Annotated in this window: 25 protein-coding genes; 19 read left to right on the top strand and 6 right to left on the bottom strand. The window is 67.1% G+C overall.

From position 1 onward, the window contains the following. Positions 1–8: 8 nt before the first annotated feature. The 4 genes from hutU to hutI are packed head-to-tail and all read right to left on the bottom strand — an operon-like array spanning position 9 to position 5,084. Complete coding sequence (hutU, locus tag TPR58_RS04585; RefSeq protein ID WP_346245436.1) at positions 9–1,661, bottom strand: urocanate hydratase; 1,653 nt, start codon at positions 1,659–1,661, stop codon at positions 9–11. Continuing rightward, positions 1,658–2,458 carry an N-formylglutamate deformylase gene (hutG, locus tag TPR58_RS04580; RefSeq protein ID WP_346245435.1) on the bottom strand — a complete coding sequence of 267 codons (801 nt, stop codon included), beginning with the start codon at positions 2,456–2,458 and terminating at the stop codon, positions 1,658–1,660. Before hutG ends, hutU begins: the two co-directional genes overlap by 4 nt. Continuing rightward, positions 2,455–3,945 (bottom strand): histidine ammonia-lyase, encoded by a 1,491-nt coding sequence (gene hutH / locus TPR58_RS04575; RefSeq protein ID WP_346245434.1) that lies wholly within the window; start codon positions 3,943–3,945, stop codon positions 2,455–2,457. The genes hutG and hutH overlap by 4 nt, the downstream gene beginning before the upstream one ends. Next, complete coding sequence (gene hutI, locus TPR58_RS04570) at positions 3,942–5,084, bottom strand: imidazolonepropionase (protein WP_346245639.1); 1,143 nt, start codon at positions 5,082–5,084, stop codon at positions 3,942–3,944. Before hutI ends, hutH begins: the two co-directional genes overlap by 4 nt. 94 nt (positions 5,085–5,178) lie before the next feature. On the opposite strand from hutI, the gene TPR58_RS04565 reads away from it, so the two are divergent. The 6 genes from TPR58_RS04565 to TPR58_RS04540 all read left to right on the top strand — a co-directional run bounded on the left by TPR58_RS04565 (position 5,179) and on the right by TPR58_RS04540 (position 11,863). Continuing rightward, the gene (locus TPR58_RS04565; protein ID WP_346245433.1) at positions 5,179–6,504 is read left to right on the top strand and encodes a formimidoylglutamate deiminase; all 1,326 of its coding nucleotides are present in this window, start codon (positions 5,179–5,181) and stop codon (positions 6,502–6,504) included. Next, on the top strand, positions 6,501–7,157 hold the full coding sequence (gene hutC, locus TPR58_RS04560) for a histidine utilization transcriptional repressor HutC (protein ID WP_346245432.1): 657 nt from the start codon (positions 6,501–6,503) through the stop codon (positions 7,155–7,157). Before TPR58_RS04565 ends, hutC begins: the two co-directional genes overlap by 4 nt. Positions 7,158–7,343: 186 nt before the next feature. Then, a complete protein-coding gene (locus tag TPR58_RS04555) occupies positions 7,344–8,825 on the top strand; it encodes a L,D-transpeptidase family protein (RefSeq protein WP_346245431.1) in 1,482 nt (493 codons plus the stop codon). A gap of 10 nt (positions 8,826–8,835) precedes the next feature. After that, entirely contained in the window at positions 8,836–9,156 is a 321-nt protein-coding gene (locus TPR58_RS04550) for a hypothetical protein (RefSeq protein WP_346245430.1), read from the top strand. Positions 9,157–9,345: 189 nt separating this feature from the next. Next, positions 9,346–10,401 (top strand): NUDIX domain-containing protein, encoded by a 1,056-nt coding sequence (locus TPR58_RS04545; protein WP_346245429.1) that lies wholly within the window; start codon positions 9,346–9,348, stop codon positions 10,399–10,401. A gap of 61 nt (positions 10,402–10,462) precedes the next feature. After that, positions 10,463–11,863, top strand: a complete 1,401-nt coding sequence (locus TPR58_RS04540) for a nicotinate phosphoribosyltransferase (RefSeq protein ID WP_346245428.1) — start codon at positions 10,463–10,465, stop codon at positions 11,861–11,863. Here the strand turns inward: TPR58_RS04540 and TPR58_RS04535 are convergent. Continuing rightward, complete coding sequence (locus TPR58_RS04535; protein WP_346245427.1) at positions 11,860–13,038, bottom strand: MFS transporter; 1,179 nt, start codon at positions 13,036–13,038, stop codon at positions 11,860–11,862. The two genes, TPR58_RS04540 and TPR58_RS04535, sit on opposite strands and share 4 nt — an antisense overlap. Positions 13,039–13,135: 97 nt before the next feature. Between TPR58_RS04535 and TPR58_RS04530 the strand changes: the two genes are divergently transcribed. From TPR58_RS04530 to TPR58_RS04495, 8 genes are all read left to right on the top strand, one after another. Further along, a complete protein-coding gene (locus tag TPR58_RS04530; RefSeq protein WP_346245426.1) occupies positions 13,136–14,032 on the top strand; it encodes a LysR family transcriptional regulator in 897 nt (298 codons plus the stop codon). 161 nt (positions 14,033–14,193) lie between these two features. After that, the gene (gene rpsF / locus TPR58_RS04525) at positions 14,194–14,586 is read left to right on the top strand and encodes a 30S ribosomal protein S6 (RefSeq protein WP_346245425.1); all 393 of its coding nucleotides are present in this window, start codon (positions 14,194–14,196) and stop codon (positions 14,584–14,586) included. 14 nt (positions 14,587–14,600) lie between these two features. Next, on the top strand, positions 14,601–14,825 hold the full coding sequence (gene rpsR / locus TPR58_RS04520) for a 30S ribosomal protein S18 (RefSeq protein ID WP_010543816.1): 225 nt from the start codon (positions 14,601–14,603) through the stop codon (positions 14,823–14,825). Positions 14,826–14,837: 12 nt separating this feature from the next. Then, positions 14,838–15,449, top strand: a complete 612-nt coding sequence (rplI, locus tag TPR58_RS04515) for a 50S ribosomal protein L9 (protein ID WP_346245424.1) — start codon at positions 14,838–14,840, stop codon at positions 15,447–15,449. Positions 15,450–15,569: 120 nt separating this feature from the next. Next, entirely contained in the window at positions 15,570–16,136 is a 567-nt protein-coding gene (locus TPR58_RS04510) for a hypothetical protein (RefSeq protein ID WP_346245423.1), read from the top strand. Between the two features lie 199 nt (positions 16,137–16,335). Continuing rightward, positions 16,336–16,992, top strand: a complete 657-nt coding sequence (locus TPR58_RS04505; protein WP_346245422.1) for a CAP domain-containing protein — start codon at positions 16,336–16,338, stop codon at positions 16,990–16,992. Between the two features lie 186 nt (positions 16,993–17,178). Further along, the gene (locus TPR58_RS04500; RefSeq protein WP_346245421.1) at positions 17,179–17,820 is read left to right on the top strand and encodes a CAP domain-containing protein; all 642 of its coding nucleotides are present in this window, start codon (positions 17,179–17,181) and stop codon (positions 17,818–17,820) included. A gap of 115 nt (positions 17,821–17,935) precedes the next feature. Next, a complete protein-coding gene (locus TPR58_RS04495; RefSeq protein WP_346245420.1) occupies positions 17,936–18,274 on the top strand; it encodes a hypothetical protein in 339 nt (112 codons plus the stop codon). A 508-nt stretch (positions 18,275–18,782) separates the two neighbouring features. Here TPR58_RS04495 and mutL read toward each other — a convergent pair. After that, on the bottom strand, positions 18,783–20,606 hold the full coding sequence (gene mutL, locus TPR58_RS04490; RefSeq protein ID WP_346245419.1) for a DNA mismatch repair endonuclease MutL: 1,824 nt from the start codon (positions 20,604–20,606) through the stop codon (positions 18,783–18,785). A 148-nt stretch (positions 20,607–20,754) separates the two neighbouring features. On the opposite strand from mutL, the gene TPR58_RS04485 reads away from it, so the two are divergent. From TPR58_RS04485 to rodA, 5 genes are read left to right on the top strand one after another with little or no spacing between them, the layout of a single operon-like run. Next, on the top strand, positions 20,755–21,795 hold the full coding sequence (locus TPR58_RS04485; protein WP_346245418.1) for a rod shape-determining protein: 1,041 nt from the start codon (positions 20,755–20,757) through the stop codon (positions 21,793–21,795). 18 nt (positions 21,796–21,813) lie between these two features. Then, positions 21,814–22,701 (top strand): rod shape-determining protein MreC, encoded by an 888-nt coding sequence (mreC, locus tag TPR58_RS04480; protein WP_346245417.1) that lies wholly within the window; start codon positions 21,814–21,816, stop codon positions 22,699–22,701. Next, on the top strand, positions 22,698–23,213 hold the full coding sequence (gene mreD / locus TPR58_RS04475) for a rod shape-determining protein MreD (protein WP_346245416.1): 516 nt from the start codon (positions 22,698–22,700) through the stop codon (positions 23,211–23,213). The genes mreC and mreD overlap by 4 nt, the downstream gene beginning before the upstream one ends. Before the next feature lie 6 nt (positions 23,214–23,219). Then, a complete protein-coding gene (gene mrdA, locus TPR58_RS04470) occupies positions 23,220–25,214 on the top strand; it encodes a penicillin-binding protein 2 (protein ID WP_346245415.1) in 1,995 nt (664 codons plus the stop codon). After that, on the top strand, positions 25,211–26,335 hold the full coding sequence (gene rodA / locus TPR58_RS04465) for a rod shape-determining protein RodA (protein ID WP_346245414.1): 1,125 nt from the start codon (positions 25,211–25,213) through the stop codon (positions 26,333–26,335). The genes mrdA and rodA overlap by 4 nt, the downstream gene beginning before the upstream one ends. Positions 26,336–26,417: the final 82 nt, after the last annotated feature.

Raw genomic sequence — 26,417 nt, 5'->3', positions numbered from 1 at the left:
GCGAGCGGTCAGATACTCGGCAGGTTCAGACCCTGTTCGCGCGCGCACTCGATCGCGATGTCGTATCCGGCATCGGCATGCCGCATCACGCCGGTCGCGGGATCGTTCCAGAGCACCCGCTCCAGGCGCCGGGCGGCGTCCTCGGTCCCGTCGGCGACGACGACCATGCCCGAATGCTGCGAATAGCCCATGCCCACGCCGCCGCCATGATGCAGCGACACCCAGGTCGCGCCGCTGGCGGTGTTCAACAGCGCGTTGAGCAACGGCCAGTCGGACACCGCATCCGATCCGTCCCGCATCGCCTCTGTCTCGCGATTGGGACTGGCGACCGACCCGCTGTCGAGATGATCGCGGCCGATCACGACCGGCGCCTCGAGCTCGCCCTTCGCCACCATCTCGTTGAAGGCCAGCCCCAGCCGGTGCCGGTCGCCCAGCCCGACCCAGCAGATCCGCGCGGGCAGGCCCTGAAACTGGATCCGCTCGCGCGCCATGTCGAGCCAGCGATGGAGGTGGTCGTTGTCGGGCAGCAGTTCCTTCACCTTGGCATCGGTCTTCCAGATGTCCTCGGGATTGCCCGACAGTGCAGCCCAGCGGAACGGCCCGATCCCGCGACAGAAGAGCGGGCGGATATAGGCTGGCACGAAGCCGGGAAAGGCGAAGGCATCGACGACGCCCTGATCCCGGGCGACCTGGCGGATGTTGTTGCCATAGTCGAAGGTGGGAACACCCGCGCGGTGGAAGGCAAGCATCGCCTCGACATGCACCGCCATCGATTGCCGCGCAGCCGCCTCGACCTCATGCGGCGCGCTCTCGCGCCGGACGATCCACTCGTCGAGGGTCCAGCCGATCGGCAGATAGCCGTTGATCGGATCATGTGCCGAGGTCTGGTCGGTCACCATGTCGGGGCGAATGCCGCGCCGGACCATCTCCGGCAGGATCTCGGCGGCATTGCCGAGCAGGCCGACCGAAATCGGAGCGTCGGTCGCACGGATGATCTCGAGCGCCTCGTCGATGCTCGTCGCCCTGCGATCGAGATAGCCGGTGTTCAGCCGCATCTCGATCCGGCTCGGCTGGCACTCGATCGCGAGGCACGACGCACCTGCCATCGTCGCCGCCAGCGGCTGCGCGCCGCCCATCCCGCCGAGTCCCGCGGTCAGCACCCATCTGCCCGCCAGATCGCCACCGAAATGCTGGCGACCGGCCTCGACGAATGTTTCGTAGGTGCCCTGAACGATGCCCTGCGTGCCGATATAGATCCACGAGCCCGCGGTCATCTGGCCGTACATCATGAGCCCCTTGCGATCGAGCTCGTGGAAATGATCCCAGTCCGCCCATCTGGGCACCAGGTTCGAGTTGGCGATCAGCACCCGCGGCGCGTTCTCGTGCGTGCGGAACACGCCTACCGGCTTGCCCGACTGGACGAGCAACGTCTGGTCGTTGTCCAGATCGCGCAGCGCAGCGACGATGCGATCATAGCTTTCCCAGTCGCGCGCGGCACGGCCGATCCCGCCATAGACGACCAGGCTCTCCGGCGCCTCGGCCACGCGCGGGTCGAGATTGTTCATCAACATGCGCAGCGGCGCTTCGGTCAGCCAGCTCTTCGCGGTCAGGTCGGAGCCGGTCGGGGCCTGGATGTGGCGGGCATTGTCGATGCGGGTCATGGCTGGCCTTCTGCGAAACCGATGCAGGCGGAGAGGATCGGGAGGAGCACGGACTGCATCGGCGCCGCGCGCGCCTCGTCCCAGGGCGGCGGCCAGTCACAGGGGCCGACCTCGTCGAGATAGCCGCGCATCGACAATTCCATCTGGATCGCGTGCACGCCCTTGGCCGGCTGCCCATAATGACGGGTGGTCCAGCCGCCCTTGAACCGGCCATTGGTGATCCAGCTGCCGCCGCTGCGGTCACAGATCCGCTCGACCGCGCGGGTCAGCGCATAGTCGCAGGATTTGCCGTCGTTCGATCCGATATTGAACTGAGGCAGCTCGCCGTCGAACAGCCGGGGCGCGAAGCTGCGGATCGAATGGGCCTCATACAGGACGATCGCATTGTGCCGGACGCGGAGACGGTCGATCTCGCCCTGCAGGGCGGCATGATACGGCTCGAAATAGAGATGCTTGCGGCGTTCGATCTCCGCCGCATCGGGCTCGCGGCCGGGACGCCACAGCGGCTCGCCATCGAAGGTCGTCAGTGGACACAGGTCGGTCGTGGTCTGACCCGGATAGAGCGACACGCCCGAGGGGTCGCGGTTCATGTCGATCACCGTGCGCGAGATCGTCGTGCGGAAGATCGTCGCGCCCAGCTGCCGCGCGAAGTCGTAGAGCCGATCGATATAGAGATCCGCGTCATGGCGCGCGCGCGCGACCGAGTGGACATCGCCGAGCAGGTCGTCGGGTATCTCGGTCCCCGCGTGCGGGATCGAGACGATGAGCGGCGCGTCGCCGCGGACGATGGCGATCATGAGTCCACTCCCGGCAGGTCGGTTTCCAGTTCGCGCAACAACGACCGTGCTATCGCCATGTCCGGCGCGAAATAGCGGTCCTCGTCCAGCGTCGGCACGCGGTCGCGCAGGATGGTTCGGGCACGCTCCAGCCGGTCGCTCGACCGCAGCGGCGCGTGGAAATCGCACCCCTGGACCGCTGCCAGATACTCGATGCCGATCACCTGGCCAAGATTCTCCGCCATCGCAAGCAGACGCCGCGCCCCATGCGCCGCCATCGACACATGATCCTCCTGATTGGCCGAGGTCGGGATCGAATCGACGCTGGCCGGGTAGGCGCGCTGCTTGTTTTCCGACACCAGGGCGGCGGCAGTGACCTGGGGGATCATGAATCCGGAATTGAGCCCGGGGCGCGGTGTCAGGAAGGCCGGTAGTCCGGAGAGTGCCGGATCGACCAGCATCGCGATCCGCCGTTCGGACAGGCTGCCGATCTCGCAGATCGCGAGCGCGATCATGTCCGCTGCGAAAGCAACCGGCTCCGCGTGGAAATTCCCGCCCGACAGCGCCTCCCCGGTGTCGGCGAAGATCAGCGGGTTGTCGGTGACGCCGTTCGCCTCAACCTCCAGCGTCGCTCCCGCCTGGCGCAGCAGGTCGAGGCAGGCGCCCATCACCTGGGGCTGGCAGCGCAGGCAATAGGGATCCTGCACCCGCTCGTCGTCGAGCCGGTGCGATGCGCGGATCGCCGATCCGGCCATCAGCTCGCGCAGCGCCGCGGCCACCTCGATCTGGCCGCGATGGCCGCGAAGCGTGTGGATGCGCGGATCGAACGGCGTGTCCGATCCCATGGCCGCCTCGATCGACAGCGCGCCGGTGACCAGCGCCGAGCGGAACAGATGCTCGGCCTCGAACAGGCCCGCAAGCGCATGGGCGCAGCTGAACTGCGTCCCGTTAAGCAACGCCAACCCTTCCTTGGGACCCAATGTCAGCGGCTCGAGCACATCCCGGGCTGGGCGGCACTCGCCATCGACGATCACCTCGCCGACGCCGATCATCGCCGCGGCCATATGCGCCAGCGGCGCAAGGTCGCCGCTTGCCCCGACCGATCCCTGGCCCGGGATCACCGGCATGATGTCGCGCATCAGCATGTCGGACAGCATCGCGATGGTCGCGGGTCGCACGCCCGAAGCACCCTGCGCCAGGCTGCCGAGCTTCAGCGCCAGCATCAGCCGCACCACCGGGACCGGAACCGCATCGCCCACGCCCGCGGCGTGGCTCAGCACGATGTTGCGCTGAAGCGCCTCCAGGTCGCCGTCGCCGATCCGCACGCTCGCCAGTTTTCCGAAACCGGTATTGATGCCATAGACCGGCTCGTGCCGCGCCAGGATCGCCTCGACCGCGGCGGCGCTGGCGGCAATTGCATCGTTGCAGGACGGATCGAGCGACGGGCGCGCGCCTTCATAGATTGCGCGCCATTCGGAAAGCCGCACCTGGCCCGGTCGCAAGATCATCGTCCTCCAATCACTCTGTCATGGAGCGGGTTGAACCCGATCCGGTAGACCAGCTCCGCCGGGCTCTCGACGTCCCAGATCGCCAGATCGCACGCCTTGCCGGGCTCGATCGTCCCGATCTCGTTCGCCAGACCCAGCGCCCGCGCGGCATGCCGGGTCACCCCGGCCAGACACTCCTCGACCGTCAGGCGGAACAGCGTCGCGCCCATGTTCATCGTGAGCAGCAGCGAAGTCAGCGGCGACGTGCCGGGATTGCAGTCGGTCGCGATCGCGATCGGCACACCGGCGGCACGCAGCGCATCGACCGGCGGCTTGCGCGTCTCGCGCATGAAGTAGAACGCGCCGGGCAACAGCACGGCGACGGTCCCAGCCGCGGCCATCGCAGCGACGCCGGCATCGTCGAGATGTTCGAGATGATCGGCGGACAGCGCGCCATGCCGCGCCGCCAACGCCGCGCCATGCTGATTGGACAATTGCTCGGCATGGAGCTTGACCGGCAGGCCGTTCGCGGCGGCGGCGGCGAATACCCGCTCGGTCTGGCCCGGGGTGAAGCCGATGCCTTCGCAAAAGACGTCGACCGCATCGGCCAGACCGACCATCGCCGGAATCATGGTGCCGGCGACCAGGTCGATATAGCCATCGGCATCGCCGCGAAATTCGGGCGGCAGCGCATGGGCGCCAAGGAAGGTGGTGCGCACGCGGATGCCGCGCGCGACCTCCAGCGCCCGCGCCGCGCGAAGCATCTTCGCTTCGTCGTCCAGCGTCAGGCCATAGCCGGACTTGATCTCGACCGTCGTGACCCCCTCGGCGATCAGCGCGTCGAGCCGCGGCAGGCTGGCCGACACAAGGTCCGCCTCGCTGGCGGCACGCACCGCGGTCATGGTCGAGACGATCCCGCCGCCGGCGCGGGCGATTTCCTCATAGGAAGCGCCCTGCAGCCGCAATTCGAACTCGCGCGCCCGGTCGCCGGCATGGACCAGATGGGTATGGCAGTCGATCAGGCCGGGGGTGATCCAGCGGCCCTCGCAATCCAGCGTCTGGATCGCATCGGGCGCACCCGCATCGTCACCCACATGAACGATCCGCCCGCCCCGGGCCGCGACGCAACCTTGGACCACCCCCAGCCCGGCGCCGGTCATCGTCGCAATGCGGGCGTTGCGCCAGAGACGGTCGGCGGGAGTCGTCACGCGGTTGGTGTTGGACAAGCCGATCAATATGTCTAGACATATTCGCATGACATTGTGGTTCGAGACCGCGTGGATCGATGGATGCTGGACGGATCGAGTCCGGTTGCGTTTCGCCGATGGCCGGATCGCCAGCGTCGAGCACTGCGTCGATCCGGCAGCCTCGGACGAGCGCCACGCGATCGGCGTGCCGGGACTCCCCAATGTCCACAGCCATGCGTTTCAGCGGGGCATGGCCGGACTGGCGGAACGGCGCGGCCCAGGCGACGACGATTTCTGGTCGTGGCGCGAACTGATGTATCGGTTCGTCGAACGGATCACGCCCGACGACCTCGAGGCCATCGCAGCGCAGGCCTATGCCGAGATGCTCGAGAGCGGCTTCACCCGGGTCGGCGAGTTTCACTATCTGCACCACCTGCCCGACGGCACGGCGGGACCGCAGATGGCCGCGGCGATCGTCGCGGCGGCGCGGGCGACCGGCATCGGCCTGACGCTGTTGCCGGTCTTCTATGCCCAGGGCGGTTTCGGCGGGATCCCTGCGGGTCCCGCCCAGCGCCGCTTCATCACCGGCGTCGACGGCTATGCGCGGCTGATCGAACAGAGCCGCGACCTTGCATCGGTGCTGCCCGGGGCCCGGGTCGGCATCGCCCCGCACAGCCTGCGGGCCACGACGCTGGACCAGCTCCGAGCGATCCTGCCGCTGGCGCAGGACGGCCCGGTCCATATCCATGTCGCCGAACAGGTGAAGGAGGTCGAGGATTGCCTCGCCTGGAGCGGGCAGCGGCCGGTCGAGTGGCTGCTGGACAAGATGCCCGTCGACCCGGACTGGACACTGGTGCACGCCACCCACCTCGTCGAGGCCGAACGCCGCGCGATGGCGGCGAGCGGCGCCGTCGCCGGGCTGTGCCCGATCACCGAGGCGAATCTGGGCGACGGCCTGTTTCCGGCACCCGCCTATCTGGCGGATGGCGGCGCCATTGCGGTCGGCAGCGACTCCAATGTCCGCATCGATGCGGCGGAGGAATTGCGCCTGCTCGAATATGGACAACGCCTGTCGGCGCGGGCGCGCAATGTCCTGGCAGGCGAGCACCGGTCCGCCACCGGCGCCCGCCTGTTCGACGCCGCCGTTCGGGGAGGACGCCGCAGCCTGGGTATTGCGGACGACCGTGCCGATTTTGTCGCGCTCGACCCGAGCGACCCTGCCTTTGTCGGACGTCGTGGCGACGCGCTGATCGACAGCTGGATCTTCGCCGCACGCGCACCCGTCGACTGTGTCTGGCAACAGGGCGTGAAATGCGTTGCGGATGGCCGGCACGTCGCGCGTGACGCGATCGAACGCCGCTTTCGCGCCGCGCTGACCCGACTGATCGCATGACCATCGAGGCGCGGATCCATGCCGAGATCGAGGCGCGCATCCGTTCGGGTGAATGGGCACCGGGGACCCGCATCCCGTACGAGCACGAACTGGTCGCCCGCCATCGCTGCGCGCGCGCCACGGTCAACAAGGCGCTGACCCGCCTTGCACGCGAGGGGTTGATCGAGCGGCGCCGCCGCGCGGGATCGTTTGTCGCGCGGCCGCGCATCCGCTCCGCGGTGGTCGAGGTTCCCGATATCGGCGCGTTGATCGCCGCGCGAGGCGAAGCCTATCGCTGGCAACTCGTGTCGCGTGCGACCGTCGGGGACAGGCTCGAGCTTTGCGGCGTGCATCATGCCGGGACGTCGCCCTTCGGTTGGGAGAGCCGCTGGCTCGACCTGACGACCGTGGCGGAAGCGCGGACGACGGATTTCACCACGCAAGCGCCCGGCAGCTGGCTGCTCGACTCGGTTCCCTGGACCGATGCGCGCCATCGCATCTGCGCGCTGGGCGCCGGGCCGGTCGAGGCGGGCCATCTGCAGATCGCGCCGGACTCCCCATGCCTGAAGATCGAGCGCTGGACGTGGCGCGCGGGCGCGTCCGTCACCCACGCCGTCCAGATCTTCCCGGCGGATCATTATGATCTCGTTGAGGATTTCGGGCCGCGCGGCTAGCGGGCGCGGCGCGATCGATGTTCCGCTTGGCCCTTCGAACGAACGAAAAGTCCTTGAGGAACGAAACGCATCGATCGCCCGTTTCTGCGCGGGGCTATCCAAATTCATAACTGGTAGAGGAGCGGCGAACCGTGTATCGATCGCGACCAAGCGTTGACGGTTTCGGGGTAGAGTAAAGCGATGTATATGAAGAGTAAGAAAGCGTTGGGACGCGCCGCGTTCCTGATGGGGGTTGGTCTAGTTGCCGCGCCCCTGATCGCCCAACAAGCCGCGCCGACCCCCTCCCCCACCCCGACCGGCACGCCGCAGACCGTCCAGTCTGTGCCGCAATCCGTTCCGCTTCCCCAGCTCAGCCAGGGCCAGGCATCGCAGTTGCTCACGCTTCTGAGCGAAGCCCGCTATGCCCATGGCCTGGTTCACGACGCGACGCCGGTGACCGATCCCGCCAGCAACGAGGAACTGGTTCGCGCCGCGCTGGATTACGCCCGCGCAGTGCATGGCGGACGCCTGGCGCCCGAGGATTTCCAGAGCGACTGGGCGCTGCGCCCGGCACCCTATGATCCGGTCCCCGCCTTTGCCGACGCGGTGAAGCGCAACCGGCTGAAGCAGTGGATGGACGCGCTTCCCCCGCCCTATGCCGGCTATGACGGGCTGAAGGCCGGGCTCGACACCTATCGCCGCATCGAGGATGCCGGCGGCTGGAAGCAGCTTGCCGCCGGGCCCGATATCGCTCCCGGCGCGACCGGTGCGCGCGTGCTGGCGCTGCGCCAGCGCCTGGCCGTCGAGGACAGCCAGGTCGCCGCGACCGGCGACAGCTATAATGCCGAACTTACCGAGGCGGTGAAGCGGGCGCAGCGTCGCTATGGCCTGAACCCGACCGGCACCGTAGCGGCCCAGACCCGCACGGCGCTGAACGTGCCCGCGGGTCAGCGCGTTCGCCAGATCATGGCGAACATGGAGCGGTGGCGCTGGCTGCCGCAGGAATTGCCGCGCAACCGGATCCAGGTGAACATCGCCGCGGCGGTGCTGACGGTGTTCGAGGGCGATCAGCCGATCACCTCGATGCGCGCCGTGACGGGCGCGCCCGGCGGCCGCGAGACACCGATGCTTCAGTCGAAGATCCATTCGGTCGTGCTCAATCCGCCCTGGAACGTTCCGACGGGCATCGCCAACAAGGAACTGTTCCCCAAGGGGCCGGCCTATCTGGCGCGCAACGGCTTCAAGGTCATCGGCAGCGGTGCCGGCCGTCGCCTGCAGCAGCAGGCCGGGCCGCAGAGTGCGCTGGGCCGGTACAAGTTCGACTTCGAAAACCCCTTCGCAGTCTATCTGCACGACACGCCGAGCCACGCGACCTTCTCGCGCTTCGACCGCCTTGCCAGCCATGGCTGCGTCAGGCTCGAAAAGCCGGCCGCGCTCGCCCGACTGCTGCTGCGCAACGATCCGAAATGGACGCCCGAGGCGATCCAGTCGACGATCGATGGCGGCAAGACGACCCGGGCGCAGCTGCGTCCCGAAGACGAGGTCGCGGTGTACCTGCTCTACTGGTCCGCCTATGCCAGCTCCAACGGCATCAATTTCCGCAACGACCCCTATAGCTGGGACAAGACGCTTGCGACGCGCATCGAACGCCGTTCGGCCATCCAGGCCGGCGCGGTAAAGGGACGATAAAGGGAATATCATGAAGAAGACCATCCGCAGCATCGCACTGGTTTCGCTCGGCGCGCTGGCACTCGCCGCCTGCTCGGGCAGCAACGAGACGAACCAGGTGTCGGTCGACACCAACGTCACCAATGTCGTCGAGACGCCGGTCGAGACCCCGCCGGTCGAAACCAACGTGATCGAGGCGGCCGAGCCGATCGCGAACGCCGCTCCGATCCCGCAGCCGGCACGCGACACGGTGAGCGAAGCGCAGCAGACCGCCGAGGACGCCGACGCCACGGGCCTGACCTCGCGCGTCGATCGCGGCACCACCGACGAGTCGGGCCAGCCCGCCCAGTAAGCTTCGGCGGTTCGAACCAGACGGCGCGCGGCGACAGTCGCGCGCCGTTTTCATGTCCGGCGCAGATGATCCGAACGAAAATACGGGCCGAGACGAGCAGGTTGGCCTTGCGACTGCACAGCCGCGGGCCTAACATCTAATCGTCGATGGGGAGTCCATCGACGCCAGATTTTTTCGAGGGAGCCTCGAATGCATGCGAACGACTTCAGCGTCTTCATCGGACGCTTTCAGCCCCTGCATATCGGCCACGAACATGTGGTGCGGCAGGCGCTTTCCCGAACCAGCCATGTCATCGTCCTGATCGGATCGGCCAATGTCGCGCGCGATCCGCGCAACCCGTTCACCTATGGCGAACGGGTGGCGATGTTCCGCAAGAGCTTCGCCTATGAGATGGCCAATGGCCATCTGATCGTCGAGCCGCTGGACGACCATCTCTATTCCGACACCGCGTGGTGCGCCGAGGTGCAGGCGCGGGTGAAGCGCATCGCGCTTGCTGCGGGCGGCGGTACCACCGGCGACGGCGGCAATCCGCGCGTCAGCCTGGCCGGATATGGCAAGGACGCCACCAGCTATTATCTGAAGATGTTTCCCGAATGGGAGAATATCCAGATCGACAGCCAATATGGCACGTTCAGCGCCAGCGATGTGCGCCAGCATTATTTCCAGCGCATCCCGGCCGTTCCCCGGACGATCCTGTCACCCGGCGTGTCCGAATGGCTCGACCAGTTCGCACTGGGCGAGGAGTTCCGCACGCTGCTGGCCGAACGCGAATATCTCGACGCCTATCCCGCGCAGTGGGGCAAGGGACCGTTCGTGACGGCGGACGCGGTCGTGATCCAGTCCGGCCATATCCTGCTGGTCGAGCGCGGGCGCCTGCCCGGCAAGGGGCTGCTGGCGCTGCCCGGCGGGTTCGTCGACCCCGCCGAGAGGGTGCGAGACGCCGCGATCCGCGAGTTGCGCGAGGAAACCGGCATCGGCGATGCGAAGGGCCAGATCCCCCCGGCGATGCTCGCGTCGTTCATCGACGACAGCCGCACCCGCGTCTTCGATGCGCCGGATCGCTCGCTGCGCGGTCGGATCATTACCCACGCCTTCCTGTTCCGCCTGCCCGAGCGGCGCAGCCTGTTCACCGTCAAGGGCGGCGACGATGCCGCGCACGCCCATTGGTACCGTGTCGGCGACCTGAGCGCCGAACAATTCTTCGAAGATCACTGGTCGATCATCAACCTGATGGCCGACCTCTGAAACCCCGAGTGCCGGGGAGCCCGGCGCGCGGAAATCCAACGCAATGTGAGGAGTTCACATCATGACGAACCTGATCCTGGCGACCGACAGCTACAAGCAGAGCCATTTCCGCCAATACCCGCCCGAGGCGCGGACGATCAGCGCCTATGTCGAGGCGCGCGCCAATCCCTTTGCCGACGAACTGATCTTCTTCGGGCTCCAGGCGCTGCTGCTCGGCGCGCTGGCCGATCCGATCGACCAGGCCGATATCGACGAGGCCGAGGCAGTCTGCGGCGCGCACGGGGTGCCGTTCAACCGCGCCGGGTGGGATGCGATCCTGGCGGATCATGGCGGCTTCCTGCCGCTCGAGATCAGCGCCCTTCCCGAAGGGACGCTGGTGCCCAGCGGCGTGCCGATGGTCCAGGTCGAGAATGTCGATCCGCGGATGCCGTGGCTGGCGACGTTCATCGAAACCACGCTGCTGCGCGCCATCTGGTATCCGAGCACGGTCGCGACGCTGAGCGGCAAGGCCAAGCGGATCATCCATGCCGGGCTGGTGCGCAGTTCCGACGACCCGATGGGCCAGTTGCCGTTCAAGCTGCACGATTTCGGTGCGCGCGGCGTCTCCTCCGCCGAAAGCGCGGCGCTGGGCGGGCTGGCGCATCTGGTCAATTTCAAGGGCACCGACACGATGGAAGCGCTGGCCGCCGCCCGCCGCTTCTATGGCGCGACTGAGATGCCGGCCTTCTCCATTCCCGCGGCCGAGCACAGCACCATGACCAGCTGGGGCCGCGACAGGGAGGAAGCCGCCTATGCGAACATGCTGCGCCAGTTCAAGGCCGAGGGAAAGACGGTCGCCGTCGTCTCCGACAGCTATGACCTGGACAATGCCGTCGCCAATATCTGGGGCGGCAGCCTGCGCGACGCGGTGCTGGGCGATGGCGGGACATTGGTCGTCCGGCCCGACAGCGGCGATCCGGTCGAGACGCCGGTGCGCACGCTTCACATGCTGTGGGAGAAGTTCGGCGGCAGCGTCAACGCCAAGGGCTATCGCGTGCTCGATCCGCATGTCCGGCTGATCCAGGGCGACGGCATGAACATCGACAGCATCGCCCGGCTGGTTGATCGCGTCATCGAGAGCGGCTTCGCGATCGACAACATCGCCTTCGGCATGGGCGGCGGCCTACTCCAGCTGGTCAACCGCGACACGCTGCGCTTCGCGATGAAGGCGAATGCGATGCAGGACGATGCAGACGTCTGGCACGATGTCAGCAAGACCCCTGCCACCGACCCGACCAAGGGATCCAAGGCGGGTCGCCAGGCGGTGATCGAACAGGGCGGCAGGCTAGTCGCCCGCCGCCTGGACGAGGTGGCGCCGGGCGCCAGCCTGTTGCAGCCGGTGTGGCGCACGGGCGAACTGCTGAGCACATGCACGCTCGACGAGGTCCGCGCGCGCGCCGAGGCCGCGCTGCTCGCCGACTAGCCTGGCTGCGCAAGTCCGGCCGGCGCCCCGCGTGCCGGCCGGCGACGCGTGAAGAGAACCAGCGTCAGGCCTGCGGCAGCCATCAGCGCTGCCGCGATCGAGACCGCGCCATAGCCCAGCCCGAGGCCGATCACTCCGCTGCCCGCCGCCGCGCCGATCGCATTGCCCAGGTTGAACGCGCCGATGTTCATCGCCGATGCCAGGTTCGGCGCATCGGCCGCCGCGTTCATCACCCGCATCTGCAGCGGCGGGACCAGCGCGAAGCTGGCGATGCCGATCGCGAACAGCAGCGCCGCGGCGGCAATGGCCGACTGCATGACGAACGGGAAGACGAGCAGCAGCAGGATCTGCGCCGCCATCGCGACGATCAGCGTCCGGTCGACCGACCGGTCGGCGAAACGTCCACCCGCCCAGTTGCCGATCGCCAGGCCGACGCCGAAGATCATCAGGATGAGGGTCACGGCCAGCGGTGATGCCCCCGCCTCGCCCTGAAGGATCGGCGTCACGAAGGTGAACAGCGCGAACATCGCGCTGAAGCCGATCGCGGTCAGCGCGAGCGCAAGCAGGACGTTGCCGCGCTTGAGCACCGACAGCTCGGACCGGGCATTGCCGCTGGCGTTGGGCAAGGCAGCTGGAAGCGACGCCCAGAGCGCAGCCATGGTTACGACGCCGAGTCCGGTCGTTCCCCAGAAAGCGGCGCGCCAGCCGAGATGCTGGCCGATCCAGGTCGCCAGCGGCACCCCGGCGATCGTCGCGACGGTCAGACCGGTGAACATCGCCGCGACCGCGCTCGCCTGGCGCTCGACCGGTACCAGCCCGGCCGCGACGACCGCGCCGACCCCGAAAAAGGCGCCGTGATTGAGCGAGGTGACGATCCGCGACACGAGCAGCAGCGCATAGCTGTCGGCGATCGCCGAGAGGAAGTTGCCGAGAGTGAAGATCGCGGCAAGCCCGATCAGCAGCGTCTTGCGGGACATGCGCCCGGTCGTCAGCGTCATCAACGGTGCGCCGATCAGCACGCCAAGCGCATAGGCGCTGACCAGCAGCCCGGCGGTCGGGATCGACACGCCGAGGTCGGCGGCCATCACCGGCAGCAATCCCATCGGGGTGAATTCGGTGACGCCGATCCCGAAGGCGCCGATCGCCAGGGCCAGCAACGGAGGATTGATCTTCACGGCATAGCGCTCCACTTATGATCAGGCACAAGTGGCGCGCGTCGCATCGATTGATTAGAGCGGTGCCAGGGCAAACATCTGTGACTGGAACGCATCAATGCCTCGTGACCGCATCGACCGCGCCAGTGAGATGGAAGTGTTCGCTGCGATCGTCGAGCGTGGCAGCTTCTCGGCCGCGGCGCGGCTTCTGGGCCTCACGCCATCCGCCATCAGCCGCGTCGTCGCCCGGCTCGAATCCCGGCTGGGCGTGCGGCTGCTGTCGCGAACCACGCGCGCACTCGCGCTGACACCGGAGGGCGAGGCCTATCACCGCTCGGCCTTGCGGATCCTGCGCGACATCGACGAGACCGAACGGTCGGTCGCCGACCAAGCGGCGCCGCGCGGACGCCTGCGCGTCAGCGCGACCCTGGGCCACAGCCGCAAGATCCTGATCCCGCTGATCCCGGAATTCCTCGATCGGTATCCGGGCATCCAACTCGACCTGAGCCTGACCGACACGATCATCGACTTGATCGAGCAGCGCGCCGATGTCGCGATCCGCATCGGACCGTTGAGCGACAGCCCCCTCACCGCCCGGCGCCTGGCGGAATCGACGCGCACCATCGTCGCGTCGCCCGCCTATCTCGCTCGTCACGGCGTGCCGCAGGCGCCAGAGGACCTGCTCGACCATAATTGCCTCGGCTTCAACTTCCGGCGGGTGGAGCCGCGCTGGGCGTTTCGGCGCGACGACGAGACCTTCCTGCTGGCGGTCAGCGGCAATATCGAGGTCAACAGCGGCGACGCGATGGTCCAGCTGGTCCATGCCGGGCTCGGCATCGCGCGGGTCGGCACCTTTCATGTTGCGGAGGATATCGCCGCGGGCCGGCTCGTCGCGCTGCTGGAAGACTATAATCCGCACGATATCGAGAGCATCCACGCCCTGTTCGCCGGTGGCGCGACGCTGCCGGCGCGGGTAAGGGTCTTTATCGATTACCTCGCCGAGAAGCTGCGCTGACGAAGCCGGCGGCTTCGCTTGCATTGCGAACCGGTCTCGGCTACTGGCGCGCTTCGCTCTTCGGGAGTCCGCTCCTATCTGCGCGATAACTTGAATGAACGACAGCCGGAGGGGCGCCACATGGGGTGGCGTCAGCGATCGGCCAACAGTGAGAAAGACGCATGGCTCTGTACGAGCATGTGTTCCTTGCGCGCCAGGACCTGGCACAGGCGCAAGTGGACGCACTGGCGGAAGCCGCCACCAAGATCGTCGAGGACAATAACGGCAAGGTCGTCAAGACCGAGACCTGGGGTCTTCGCAGCATCGCCTATCGCATCGCGAAGAACCGCAAGGCGCATTATGTCATGCTCGAGATCGACGCGCCCGCAGGCGTCGTCGCAGAGCTGGAGCGCCAGACGCAGATCAACGAGGACGTCATCCGCTACATGACCGTCAAGGTCGATGCGCTGGAAGAAGGTCCGACCGTGATGATGCGCAAGGGTCAGGACCGTGAGCGTCGTGGCCGTCGCGATCGCGACGATGCCGGCGGCAACACCGGCTTCAGCGGCGAATAAGGGAGTAGAGACACATGGCACGACCCTTTTTCCGTCGCCGCAAGAGCTGCCCCTTCTCCGCGAAGGACGCTCCCCGGATCGATTACAAGGACGTCCGTCTGCTGCAGGGCTTCGTGTCCGAGCGTGGCAAGATCGTCCCGTCGCGCATCACATCGGTGAGCGCGAAGAAGCAGCGCGAGCTGGCCCAGGCCATCAAGCGCGCCCGTCACCTGGGCCTGCTGCCCTACATCGTTAAGTAAGGAGCGCCCGACATGGACGTCATTCTGCTTGAGCGCGTCGAGAAGCTCGGCGCCATCGGCGACGTGGTGAAGGTGAAGGACGGGTTCGCCCGCAACTTCCTCCTGCCGCGCAAGAAGGCGCTTCGCGCCAATGAAGCCAACAAGAAGGTCTTCGAAGCCAATCGCGATCGTCTGGTGGCCGAGAACGCCGCCCGTCGCGGCGAGGCCGAAAAGGAATCCAAGACGCTCGAGGGCGTTTCGGTCACCCTGATCCGCCAGGCATCGAACGCCGGTCAGCTCTACGGCTCGGTCGCGGTTCGAGATCTGGTCGACGCGCTGGTCGCCGATGGCCACAAGGTCCACAAGGGCCAGATCGTCCTGGACAAGCCGATCAAGTCGATCGGCGTGTACAACGTCAAGGTCGCGCTGCACCCGGAAGTCGCCGTCACCGTCAAGGTGAACGTCGCCCGCTCGCCGGAAGAAGCCGACATGCAGGCGCAGGGCGTCGACGTGATGGCCGCGATGTTCGAGGAAGGCCGTGACAATGCGGGCTTCGTCGAGGATTACGATCCGAACGCCGAGCCGGGCGCGACCGCCGAAGTTCAGCCCGAAGCGGCCGACGAAGGCGAGAACGCCGAGGGCTGAGCCGCTCGACGATCGGAAAATCAGGCCGCTCCGGACCGTCCGGGGCGGCCTTTTTCTTTTGCATCCAGTCGCATAAGGGCACCATACGCCGCGGAGACAGGGACGATGGGAACGATGGGCATGATGAGGACGAGTGCTGCATTGTTCGCCCTGACCTGCGCGTCCGCCGCATGGGCCCAGCAGGCCCCTGCCCAGACCGCCCCCCGCCCCCAGGACATGGCGCCGCGCGAACCGCGCCCGGCCGACACCCAGGCGCCGACGCCGGCGCCCGATCGCGACTGGGTCGGCGCATGGCTCATCCTGCCGATGAGCGTGACCGCCTGCCAGGCCACCAGCCAGATGGGCGACCAGGCGACCTTCGTCAGCTATATCGAGTTCGAGAAGGAAGCGCCGCGCCTGGTCCTGCTCAACGACCGCTGGCGGCTGAGCAAGGGACAGGCATTCCCCGCGACCCTGTCCTGGGACGGGTGGCAGACGACCGTGCCGCTCAGCTTTTCGGCGGACCAGACGCCGTCGGGCCGATCGGTGCTGGGTGCCGCGATGCCCGTCGGCTTCCGGCCGGGCGTGCTGGGCAGCGGCCACTTCGCGGTGCGCATCCCGGCGCTGGGGCTCGATACCCAGATCGGCTTTCCCCAGGGCGCGACGCCCATGTTCGATGCCCTGACCCGCTGCAATGCCCAGAACTGATCCGGGACCTCAACTGCGCCAGGCACGAAAAAGGGGCGCCTCGGAAAGATGACGACGCCCCTTCTCTCGGGTGACGGTGAAATGTCGTGTTAAGGACAGGTCACGCAGGCTCCGATCACCGCCGCGAGCGGGATCAGTGCAAGCATCACGGGCAGCACCTGTTTCATGTTCTTACCTGTCGCCTTGTTGACTTGATCGGATGAACGTGCGGACCGCCCCAAGGTTGCGCGCCGCTGGTGCGGCACTCACCGCGGTGCTTCTCGCATCGGCTACAGTCCCGCCGCCCGCGCCTGTCCGGCAGCAGCGCGCGCTGGAACAGGCGATCCTGGTCGAGCTCAACGTCGCCCGCGCCAACCCGCGCGGCTATGCCGAACGGCTGCGCCGCTATCGCACCTATTTCCGCGGCAAGATCGTCTATTATCCCGGCAATCGCGACGGGCTGATCACCGCCGAGGGAACCGCCGCGGTCGACGAGGCGATCCGGGTGCTCGGCCGCCAGCAGCCCGCCCCGTCGCTGACCGCCGCCCCGCTGCTCGCCCGCGCCGCCGCCGACCATGTCGCCGAACAGGGACCGCGCGGCGCAACCGGCCACACCTCCGCCAATGGCAACCGCGCTGCCCAGCGTGTCGCCCGGCGCGGCGGCGGCACTTATGTCGCGGAGAACATCACCTATGGCCCGCCCAGCGCGGTCGAAGTGGTGCGCCAGTTGATCGTTGACGACGACGTCCCAGGCCGCGGCCATCGCCGCATCGTCTATGCCGCCGAGCTCCGCCATGTCGGCGTCGCCTGCGGCCCGCACCGGCGCTATCGCACCATGTGCGTCATGGTGCTGGGTCGCACGCCGGATGGCAGATGAGCGCCGGCGGTTTGGCGGATCGTGGAATTACCAACTGTCCTGACCCTGCCCTGACGCGCTAGGTCCGGCCTTCTGATTTCCACCGGCGGCTTCCGTGCGGCAGCCCGGTTTCGAGGGGGATCTGGTGTGAAGGCTTTGGTGGTTGCCGTCGCGGCGCTCGGCGCGTGTTGGACGATGATCGGCGGCATGTCCGATCCCGCCGCACGCATTCCGCTGGAACAGCAGGTCCTGTCGCAGCTCAACTGGGCGCGACAGCATCCGCACGACTATGCCGCTGCGCTGCGCGACTATCGTCGCAACTTCGACGGCGATCTCCTTTATCTGCCCGGTCAGGGCGTCGCGATCGCGACCAATGAAGGCACCGATGCGGTGGACGAGGCGATCGCCTTTCTCGAGCGCCAGGACCCGCTGCCGCCGCTCACGCTCGACCAGGTGCTGACGCTGGCCGCTCGCGACCATGCCGACGCCCAGGGGCCGGTCGGAACGGTCGGCCATGGTTCAGCCGACGGCGCCTCGCCCGGCCAGCGGGTCAAGCGTCGCGGCGGCGGCATCTATGTCGGCGAGGGCATTTCCTACGGCTTCGACGATGCCGCACAAGTGGTGCGCCAGTTGATCGTCGATGACGGCGTGCCGGGCCGGGGTCATCGCCGGCTCGTTTATGACCGCGGCTTCCGCTTCGCGGGTGTCGGCTGCGGCGTGCACCGGCGCTACGGCCATATGTGCGTTATCGACTTTGCGAAGACAGCGCACGGTTCCGCAGGCGCCCTCTCGCCACGCCGTCGGATGGTAGACGGCAAGCTGCAATGGGTGCCGGGCACGGTGGAGTGACGGCGACAATCGCCGGATTGAAAGCCTGATACCACATGCCGCCTTTAAGATTTTCAGCGCCAAACTTTCGCGCCACCCACTGGCGCGCTGTATCGCGCGTTACTATCCTGCCGGGATGAGCGCTGATACCTGCATTATCTATTTCGGGGTCCGTTACGACGTTACGCCAGACGAATTCGAGTTAATCGAGAGTAAGCGCGACGCTCGCCAGATCGCGGCGCGGCGAGTGGGGCTGAAGAGCTATTGGGGCATATTTTTGGGCCACGACCGCAAGATCAAGCGGTTACTTTTCGTAGGAAAAGAAGTTGCGATTTTTGGGCCTGAAAACCTGTTAAGTACCAAAATCACTCCTGAACACCTCTCTGTAATAATTACAGAGACGTGCGAGCAATTGAGATTGGCAGATTTTGTTGGCGAAGTTGCCCTGCATTGCGAGTGGCTGGCAGACATCTGACGTCGATCCGCGCTGCCCCATCGATATTACCGCTAGAACAGCTTATAGACATCGCGATCCGTCAGCCACGCGAAGCTGAAGTTACAATTGGGCTGCTCAGACGTCGACATCCAGCACGCCACCCGCTTTCGGCCCAATCACGATGAACTGCCGCCATTTAAACAAGACGTTCCGAAAGGAAGCTGTTTCGATCCGTTGCGAGCAGGTTTCGACATGCATCGAATATATCGTCGTGATTTCGCGAGTGAATTGGCACCCCCAGTCCTCCCGATCCCAATCGTCGCTCATAATGTCACCAGCGAGCACTGCATCTAGTCTGGAGACTCCCTCATCCGACCACTCAATCGTGGGCTTGAGCCCCAAGCCCCCGTCATCCATCAAGAGACAGGCCAGAGGGCTGACATCATCAGGCCCCGCAGACGCCCAAGCGCAAATAGGGACAGAGGCACGACCGGCCTCGAGCGGAAATTCATTCCAGGAAAATGTCAGCTTACCCCTAATCTCTGCCTCACTTCCGCCCGAACAGCTTCTCGATGTCGCCATGCGCCAGCTTCACCCAGGTCGGGCGGCCGTGGTTGCACTGGCCCGAATGGGGCGTGACCTCCATCTCGCGGAGCAGTGCGTTCATCTCCGCCACCGACAGCACCCGGCCGGCACGGACCGATCCGTGGCAGGCCATGGTCGCGGCGACATGATCGAGCTTTTCCTTCAGGCTCAGCGCCTCGTCGAAGCTTGCCAGTTCGTCGGCCAGGTCGGTGACGAGGCCGTGGACGTCGCCCTGCCCCAGCAGCGCTGGGGTCGCGCGGACCAGCATCGCTCTCGGTCCAAAGCGTTCCAGATCGAGGCCGAACTCGGCCAGCTCCGCTAATCGCGCTTCCAGGCGGTCGCAGGCAGGCTCGTCCAGCTCGACCACCTCCGGCAGCAGCAACTGCTGCGAGGCGACGCCGCCAGAGGCTACCGCGCGTCGCATCCGCTCCAGCACCAGCCGCTCATGCGCGGCATGCTGATCGACCAGGACCAGACCGTCCTCGGCCTCGGCGACGATATAGGTCCGCGCCACCTGGCCGCGGGCGACGCCCATCGGGAAGCGGTTGGTTTCGGGAACCGGGCTATAAGCGGCCTCGGCCCGTGCCTGGGGTGGCGGGGTGTAGCTGCCGCGTGCTTCCGCGACGCGAGACTGGGCGAGATGATCGACCGGCGTATAGGGTGCACCCGCTGCCTCGCCGAAAGCGAAGGACGGTGCGGGCGGCGGGGACCAGATCGACCCCTGCCCGCTGTCGGCCACCGGCGGCAGCGATCCCGGCTGCCACATGCCCAGCGCCGCCTCGCTTGGCCGCTGGACGCTGCGATGGCCTGCCGCGTCCAGCGCGCGGCGCAGGCCGCTGACGATGAGGCCGCGCACCAGCGAGGGGTCGCGGAACCGCACCTCGGTCTTGGCGGGGTGGACGTTCACATCGACCTGGTCGACGGGCACGTCGAGGAAGAGCGCCACCACCGGATGCCGGTCGCGCGCCAGCATCTCGGCATAGGCACCGCGCACCGCACCCACCAGCAGCCGGTCCTTCACCGGCCGCCCGTTGACGAACAGATATTGGTGATCGGCGACGCCGCGATTGAAGGTCGGGATTCCGGCCACTCCGCCCAGGACCACGCCCTCGCGCTCGAAATCGATCGCCACGCTGTTCTCGGCCAGCACCCGGTCGGTCAGGCCGGCGACCCGCTCGGGCCGGGTCTCGCCGCCCTGCACCCCCAGCACGCGCCGACCGTCATGCTCGACCGAGAAGGCGATGTCGGGCCGCGCCATCGCGAGGCGCTTCACGACGTCCAGGCTGGCGGCGTATTCGGCGCGCGACGATCGCAGGAACTTGCGGCGCGCCGGGACCCGGCCGAACAGCTGCTCGACCCGGACCCGCGTCCCGGGCGGCAGCGCTGCAGGCCCCTCGTTCAGTTTCTGTCCGTTATCGACGCTCAGCGACCAGCCTTCGGCGCCGCGGACGCGACTCTCCAGGCTCAGCATCGCCACGCTGGCGATCGAGGGCAGCGCTTCACCGCGAAAACCCAACGTCGTGACCTGATCGATCTCGTCGTCCGGCAGCTTCGAGGTGGCGTGGCGCTCCAGCGCAAGGGCCATTTCGGGCGGGCTCATCCCGCAACCGTCATCGGTCACCTCGATCAGATCGGTCCCGCCCGAGGCGAGGCGCACGGCAATCCGTGTAGAACCAGCGTCGATCGCATTTTCCACCAGTTCTTTCAGCGCACTGGCAGGGCGTTCGACCACTTCACCGGCGGCAATCCGGTTGACAAGATGCTCAGGGAGACGGCGTATTGACACGACCGACGCTCTAGCCCAAGCGGCGGCATTCCGCGACCCGCATCCGCCAGAAAACCGAGGCTGGAGTCGATCCACCCGGTCGGGTCGGGAATATTCTATGTGCGAACAGTGGTGCCGCTCGGGCGGGCGCCGCAGGACGGGACGGTTGATGGTTTTCTCGCGCTTTTTCAAATTCATGTCGCACGACATGGCGATCGATCTGGGTACCGCGAACACGGTGGTGTACCTGCGCGGGCGCGGTGTCGTCCTCAATGAACCGTCCGTCGTCGCGGTCGAGACGCTGAACGGCGTCCGCAAGGTCAAGGCGGTCGGCGACGACGCCAAGCTGATGATGGGCAAGACCCCCGGCACGATCGAGGCGATTCGTCCGCTGCGCGACGGCGTGATCGCGGACATCGACGTCGCCGAACAGATGATCAAGCACTTCATCCAGAAGGTGCACGGGCAGCGCCGCTTCATGCGCTGGCCGCAGATCGTGATCTGCGTGCCGTCGGGCTCGACCTCGGTCGAGCGCCGCGCGATCCGCGATGCCGCGTCGAACGCCGGCGCCAGCCAGGTCTTCCTGATCGAGGAGCCGATGGCTGCCGCGATCGGCGCCGACATGCCTGTCACCGAGCCGATCGGGTCGATGGTCGTCGACATCGGCGGCGGCACCACCGAGGTCGCGGTCCTGTCGCTGCGCGGCCTGGCCTATTCCACGTCGGTCCGCGTCGGCGGCGACAAGATGGACGAGGCGATCGTCTCCTATGTCCGCCGCAATCACAACCTGCTGATCGGCGAAGCCACCGCCGAGCGGATCAAGCAGGAAGTCGGCGTGGCCAAGCCGCCCGCGGACGGAATCGGCCTGACGATCCACATCAAGGGCCGCGACCTGGTCAACGGCGTGCCGAAGGAAATCCAGATCAACCAGGGCCAGATCGCCGAAGCGCTGAGCGAGCCCGTCGGGACGATCGTCGAGGGCGTGCGCATCGCGCTCGAGAACACGGCGCCGGAACTGGCGGCGGACATCGTCGACCAGGGAATCGTGCTCACCGGCGGCGGCGCGCTGCTGGAAGGCATCGACGAAGTCCTGCGCGACGAAACCGGTCTGCCGGTGACGATTGCGGAAGACCCGCTGACCTGCGTCGCGCTCGGCACCGGTCGCGCGCTGGAGGATCCGGTGTTCCGCGGCGTGCTGCTCGCGGTCTGACAAGGGACATCGGGGGACATGGCGCCGCCACGCAACCGGCGCCCCGGCTTTTCCAGACGGGCGCAATACGGGCTCTTCCTCGGATATGTGGTCGCGATCGGCGGGGTGCTGATCGGCGCTGTCCTGCTGCTGCTGTCGACGTTCAACCCGCCGGCCTATGCCGTCGTGCGCGGGTTCTTCGCCGAGATCACGACGCCGATCTCGTCCGGGATCGCCTGGGCGACCAGCGGCGTCGCCGGCGCGCCCGACGGGGTGTCGCAGCATTTCAACGTCCGCGCCGAGAATGAGCGCCTGCGAAAGCAGATCGCCGAAGACGAGACGCTGGTCGCGCGGGCCCGCACGCTTCACCAGGAGAACCGGCGGCTGCGCGCCCTGCTCCAGGTCCGCGACGTCACCACCGACGCGGTGATCACCGCGCGGCTGGTGAACAGTTCGGCCTCGTCAACCCGGCGCTACGCCACGCTCAACGCGGGGTCGTGGCAGAAGGTGGAGCGCGGCCAGGCGGTGCGCGAGGCGGCCGGCCTGATCGGCCAGGTGATCGAGACCAGCCCCAATACCGCTCGCGTGCTGCTGATCATCGACCCCGACAGCAACGTGCCCGTCCGGCGCACCCGCGACGGCATGCCGGCAATCGCCAAGGGGCGCGGCGACGGGCTGCTCGACGTCCGCGCCGCGGGCCTGTCGAACATGACCTTCCGTCCCGGCGACATCTTCGTCACCTCGGGCACCGGCGGCGTCTTCCCGCCGAACATCCCCGTGGCCAAGGTGATCACCAACCAGCGCGATTCAGCGGTCGCCGAGCCCGCGGCCAATCCCAACTCGCTCGATTTCGCGATGGTTCAGCAGATCTATCTGCCGCCGCCCGCGCCCAGCCCCACGCCCACGCCGGGAGGCGCGGCGAAGTGAGGCGTCCCGCGCCCTTCATTCCAATGGGCGCCCGCGACGGTCAGTATCGGGCCCGCTGGCTCGCGCCACTGTCGGTGATGGTCGGCTCGATGGTGACGATCCTGCCGTTCGTCGCGACCTTCGCCTGGTTGCCGCCTTTCGGGCTGATCATGCTGCTGGCCTGGCGACTGCACCGGGCCGACACGCTGAAAGTGTGGGCGGCGGTCCCGCTCGGCCTGTTCGACGACATGTTCAGCGGCCAGCCCATGGGCAACGCCATGATGCTGTGGACCTTGTGCTTCATCATGATCGACGTGATCGACACGCGGCTGGTATGGCGCGATTTCTGGCACGACTGGCTGATCGCGGCGGGCGGCATCGCCTTCTGCCTGATCGCCGGGCGGCTGATCGCGACCGATATCGGCGCCCATGTCGAAACCACCCTGCTGGTGCAGATCCTCGTTTCGACCGCGCTTTTCCCGGTCGCGACGCGCTTCTGCGCTTGGCTCGACCGCGATTTCCGGAGAAGCTGACCCGCGATGCGGATCACCGAAGCTGCACAGACCTATAGTTTTTCCCGCCGAGCGGTACTGCTCGGGGGGCTGCAGGCGGCCGTCGGCGTCGTGCTCGCGGGGCGCATGACCTATCTCGCGGTGTACGAGAACAGCAAGTACAGCCTGCTCGCCGACAGCAACCGGATCAGCATGACGCTGACCCCGCCGCGGCGCGGCTGGATCGTCGATCGCAACAACAAGCCGCTGGCGCTGAACCGCACTTCGTTCCGCGTCGACCTGATTCCCGACCGGGTCGAGGACAAGGTGAAGATCGTCGCCCAGCTGGCCGACATCCTCAAGCTCACGCCCGAGGAAGAGGCGCGGGTCGAGACCGACCTGAAGCGCGCCGCGGGGTTCCAGCCGGTCCAGGTGGTCGAGAATCTCGACTGGGAGCGCTATGCGGCCGTCAGCGTCCGCCTGCCCGAGCTTCCGGGCGTGCAGCCCAGCCAGGGCTATGCCCGCTATTATCCGCTCGGCGCCGGCTCGGCGCATCTGCTCGGCTATGTCGGCGCGGCATCGGCCGACGACTATCGCAAGCTCCAGGACAAACTGCTCATCACCCCGGGCTTCAAGCTGGGCAAGGACGGGCTCGAGAAGATGGAAGAGGGCGCGCTGCGCGGCAAGCCCGGCGCCAAGCGGCTCGAGGTCACCGCGCGCGGACGCCTGGTCAAGGAACTGGCCAGCCGCCCCGACGAGCCGGGCAAGAACGTCAAGCTGACCGTCGATATCGGCCTGCAGGAATATGCCGCGCGCCGCCTGGGCCCCGAATCGGGCTCGGCCGTGCTGATCGACCTGCTGACCGGCGGCATCCTCGCCTTCGTCTCGATGCCGGCCTATGATCCCAACAGCTTTTCCGACGGGATCAGCCGGTCCGAATGGGCGATGCTGCGCGAGGACGAGCGCGTGCCGTTGATGAACAAGGTCCTTCAGGGACTCTACCCGCCGGGCTCGACCTTCAAGCCGGCCACCGCGCTGGCGGCGCTGGGCGGCGGCGTGGATCCCAACCGCGTCGTCTATTGCAATGGCGGCTATCAGTTGGGCAATCGCCGTTTCGGTTGCCTCGGCCGGCACGGACCGATGACGCTGCACACGGCGATCGCGCGCAGCTGCAACACCTATTTCTACACCGTCGGCCGGGACGTCGGCCCGGACGCGGTCGCGATCGCCGCGCGCAAGCTCGGGCTGGGCGCGGAATATCCGCTGCCGCTTCCATCGCAGAAATACGGGACGGTGCCCGATCCCGCCTGGATGCTTCGCCGGCGCAAGACGCAATGGGCGGTCGCCAACACGCTCAACATGGCGATCGGCCAGGGCGACCTCCTCGTCACCCCGCTGCAGCTCGCGGTGCTTGCCGCTCGGGTCGCATCGGGCCGGGAAATCCGTCCGCAATTGCTCGCCGACCGCGCGCATGGCGGCGGCCCGCTCGACTTTCCGCCCGAACATCTCGCCATGGTCCGCTCGGGCATGGACGAGGTCGTCAACGGGCATGGCACGGCGGGGCGGAGCAAGCTGCCCTTCCCCGACATCCGGATGGGCGGCAAGACCGGCACGGCCCAGGTCCGGCGCATCGCCGGCGGCGCGCGCGGTGGCCGGAACGTCCCCTGGAAATATCGCGATCACGGCCTGTTCGTGTGCTTCGCCCCGGTCGACAATCCGCGCTATGCCGCCTCGGTCGTGATCGAGCATGGCATGTCCGGGTCCGGCGCAGCCGCTCCGGTGGCGCGCGACATGATGACCTATCTGTTCGACCCCGAACTGGCGATGAAGCGGCTGACCGAGCTCGAGGCCGGCTGGGGCGGCGACTATCGCGCCCGCATGGACGCCCGGGGCGAGGCATTCCGCGCCGCCCAGGCGGCCCCGCCCCCGCCCCCGCCCGAGGACGCCGCCCGCGCTGCCGAAGCCACCGCGTCCGAAGCCTCCAATGCAACTGCCCGCTCCGCCGACACCTCGGCGAGCCGGTCCGGGGAAGCACCCGAATGAGCCAGCTCGATCTCGGTCCGGGATTCGTCCCCTCCCCCGTCGCGCAGATGCCGTGGAAGATCATCCTCCTGGTCATCGCGATCGGGATGTTCGGCCTCGTCGTCCTCTATTCGGCGGCCAGCGGCAGCATGCAGCCCTGGGCGATGTCGCAGGGCATCCGCTTCTTCATCTTCCTGGCGATGGCGCTCGTCCTGTCGCGCATTCCGGAAAGCGTCTGGGCGCTGGCCGCCCTTCCCATGTATGTCGTCATCCTCGTGATGCTGGTCGGCGTCGAGGCGCTGGGCGCGGTTGCCGGCGGCAGCCAGCGATGGCTGGACCTGGGCTTTATCCGTATCCAGCCCTCCGAGCTGATGAAGCCGGCGATCGTGCTGGCGATGGCCCGCTTCTACGAGATGCTGCCGGCATCCGACATCCGCAAGTTCGGCGCGCTCTGGCCCGGATTGATCATGATCGGGCTGCCTGCCGCGCTGGTGATGCTTCAGCCCGATCTCGGCACCGCGCTGATGATCACCGCGGGCGGCGTGACCGTCATGTTCCTGGCGGGCATCCCCCTGAGACTGTTCATCGGCAGCGCACTGATCCTGGCGATTTCCACGCCGCTGGTCGTGAACTTCGTCCTCCACGATTATCAGCGCAACCGCGTGCTGATCTTCCTGGAGCCCGAAAAGGACCCGCTGGGAACCGGATATCATATCAGCCAGTCGAAGATCGCGATCGGCTCCGGCGGCGTCACCGGCAAGGGATTCCTGCAGGGCACCCAGAGCCATCTCGACTATCTTCCCGAAGGGCATACCGACTTCGCACTGGCGACGATGATGGAGGAATGGGGCCTGATGGGCGGCATCTTCCTGATCCTCGCCTTCGGGACGCTGATCGGCTGGGGGATCAATGTCGGCGTGCGCGCCAAGACCCGCTTCGCCCGCCTGACGGCCGCTGCGTTGTCCTCGACCATCTTCTTCTACTGCGCGATCAACATGGGCATGGTGATGGGCTTGGCGCCGGTCGTCGGCATCCCGTTGCCGATGATCAGCTTCGGCGGCACCGCGCTGATGACGGTCATGATCTGCTTCGGCATCCTGATGTCGATCGATCGCGAGAGCCGCAAGGTCAGCCGCTGGTGACCTTTTTGCGCTTTTTTCAAATTAGGGTTTGCAATCCCCGGACAGGATGGTAATCGGCCGCTCCCGACGGCGGGCGCGACAC

It is taken from the genome of Sphingomonas rustica (assembly GCF_039652585.1).
Taxonomy (GTDB): domain Bacteria; phylum Pseudomonadota; class Alphaproteobacteria; order Sphingomonadales; family Sphingomonadaceae; genus Sphingomonas; species Sphingomonas rustica.
Note: the sequence above shows the minus strand (reverse complement) of the source record. Positions and strands in the feature narration are given on the sequence as shown.

Excerpts from the sequence above, each read along its gene's own strand:
- hutU (WP_346245436.1), bottom strand. The coding sequence starts at position 1,661 with ATGACCCGCATCGACAATGCCCGCCACATCCAGGCCCCGACCGGCTCC.
- hutG (WP_346245435.1), bottom strand. The coding sequence starts at position 2,458 with ATGATCGCCATCGTCCGCGGCGACGCGCCGCTCATCGTCTCGATCCCG.
- hutH (WP_346245434.1), bottom strand. The coding sequence starts at position 3,945 with ATGATCTTGCGACCGGGCCAGGTGCGGCTTTCCGAATGGCGCGCAATC.
- hutI (WP_346245639.1), bottom strand. The coding sequence starts at position 5,084 with ATGACCGGCGCCGGGCTGGGGGTGGTCCAAGGTTGCGTCGCGGCCCGG.
- TPR58_RS04565 (WP_346245433.1), top strand. The coding sequence starts at position 5,179 with ATGACATTGTGGTTCGAGACCGCGTGGATCGATGGATGCTGGACGGAT.
- hutC (WP_346245432.1), top strand. The coding sequence starts at position 6,501 with ATGACCATCGAGGCGCGGATCCATGCCGAGATCGAGGCGCGCATCCGT.
- TPR58_RS04555 (WP_346245431.1), top strand. The coding sequence starts at position 7,344 with ATGAAGAGTAAGAAAGCGTTGGGACGCGCCGCGTTCCTGATGGGGGTT.
- TPR58_RS04550 (WP_346245430.1), top strand. The coding sequence starts at position 8,836 with ATGAAGAAGACCATCCGCAGCATCGCACTGGTTTCGCTCGGCGCGCTG.
- TPR58_RS04545 (WP_346245429.1), top strand. The coding sequence starts at position 9,346 with ATGCATGCGAACGACTTCAGCGTCTTCATCGGACGCTTTCAGCCCCTG.
- TPR58_RS04540 (WP_346245428.1), top strand. The coding sequence starts at position 10,463 with ATGACGAACCTGATCCTGGCGACCGACAGCTACAAGCAGAGCCATTTC.
- TPR58_RS04530 (WP_346245426.1), top strand. The coding sequence starts at position 13,136 with ATGCCTCGTGACCGCATCGACCGCGCCAGTGAGATGGAAGTGTTCGCT.
- rpsF (WP_346245425.1), top strand. The coding sequence starts at position 14,194 with ATGGCTCTGTACGAGCATGTGTTCCTTGCGCGCCAGGACCTGGCACAG.
- rpsR (WP_010543816.1), top strand. The coding sequence starts at position 14,601 with ATGGCACGACCCTTTTTCCGTCGCCGCAAGAGCTGCCCCTTCTCCGCG.
- rplI (WP_346245424.1), top strand. The coding sequence starts at position 14,838 with ATGGACGTCATTCTGCTTGAGCGCGTCGAGAAGCTCGGCGCCATCGGC.
- TPR58_RS04510 (WP_346245423.1), top strand. The coding sequence starts at position 15,570 with ATGATGAGGACGAGTGCTGCATTGTTCGCCCTGACCTGCGCGTCCGCC.
- TPR58_RS04505 (WP_346245422.1), top strand. The coding sequence starts at position 16,336 with ATGAACGTGCGGACCGCCCCAAGGTTGCGCGCCGCTGGTGCGGCACTC.
- TPR58_RS04500 (WP_346245421.1), top strand. The coding sequence starts at position 17,179 with ATGTCCGATCCCGCCGCACGCATTCCGCTGGAACAGCAGGTCCTGTCG.
- TPR58_RS04495 (WP_346245420.1), top strand. The coding sequence starts at position 17,936 with ATGAGCGCTGATACCTGCATTATCTATTTCGGGGTCCGTTACGACGTT.
- TPR58_RS04485 (WP_346245418.1), top strand. The coding sequence starts at position 20,755 with ATGGTTTTCTCGCGCTTTTTCAAATTCATGTCGCACGACATGGCGATC.
- mreC (WP_346245417.1), top strand. The coding sequence starts at position 21,814 with ATGGCGCCGCCACGCAACCGGCGCCCCGGCTTTTCCAGACGGGCGCAA.
- mrdA (WP_346245415.1), top strand. The coding sequence starts at position 23,220 with ATGCGGATCACCGAAGCTGCACAGACCTATAGTTTTTCCCGCCGAGCG.
- rodA (WP_346245414.1), top strand. The coding sequence starts at position 25,211 with ATGAGCCAGCTCGATCTCGGTCCGGGATTCGTCCCCTCCCCCGTCGCG.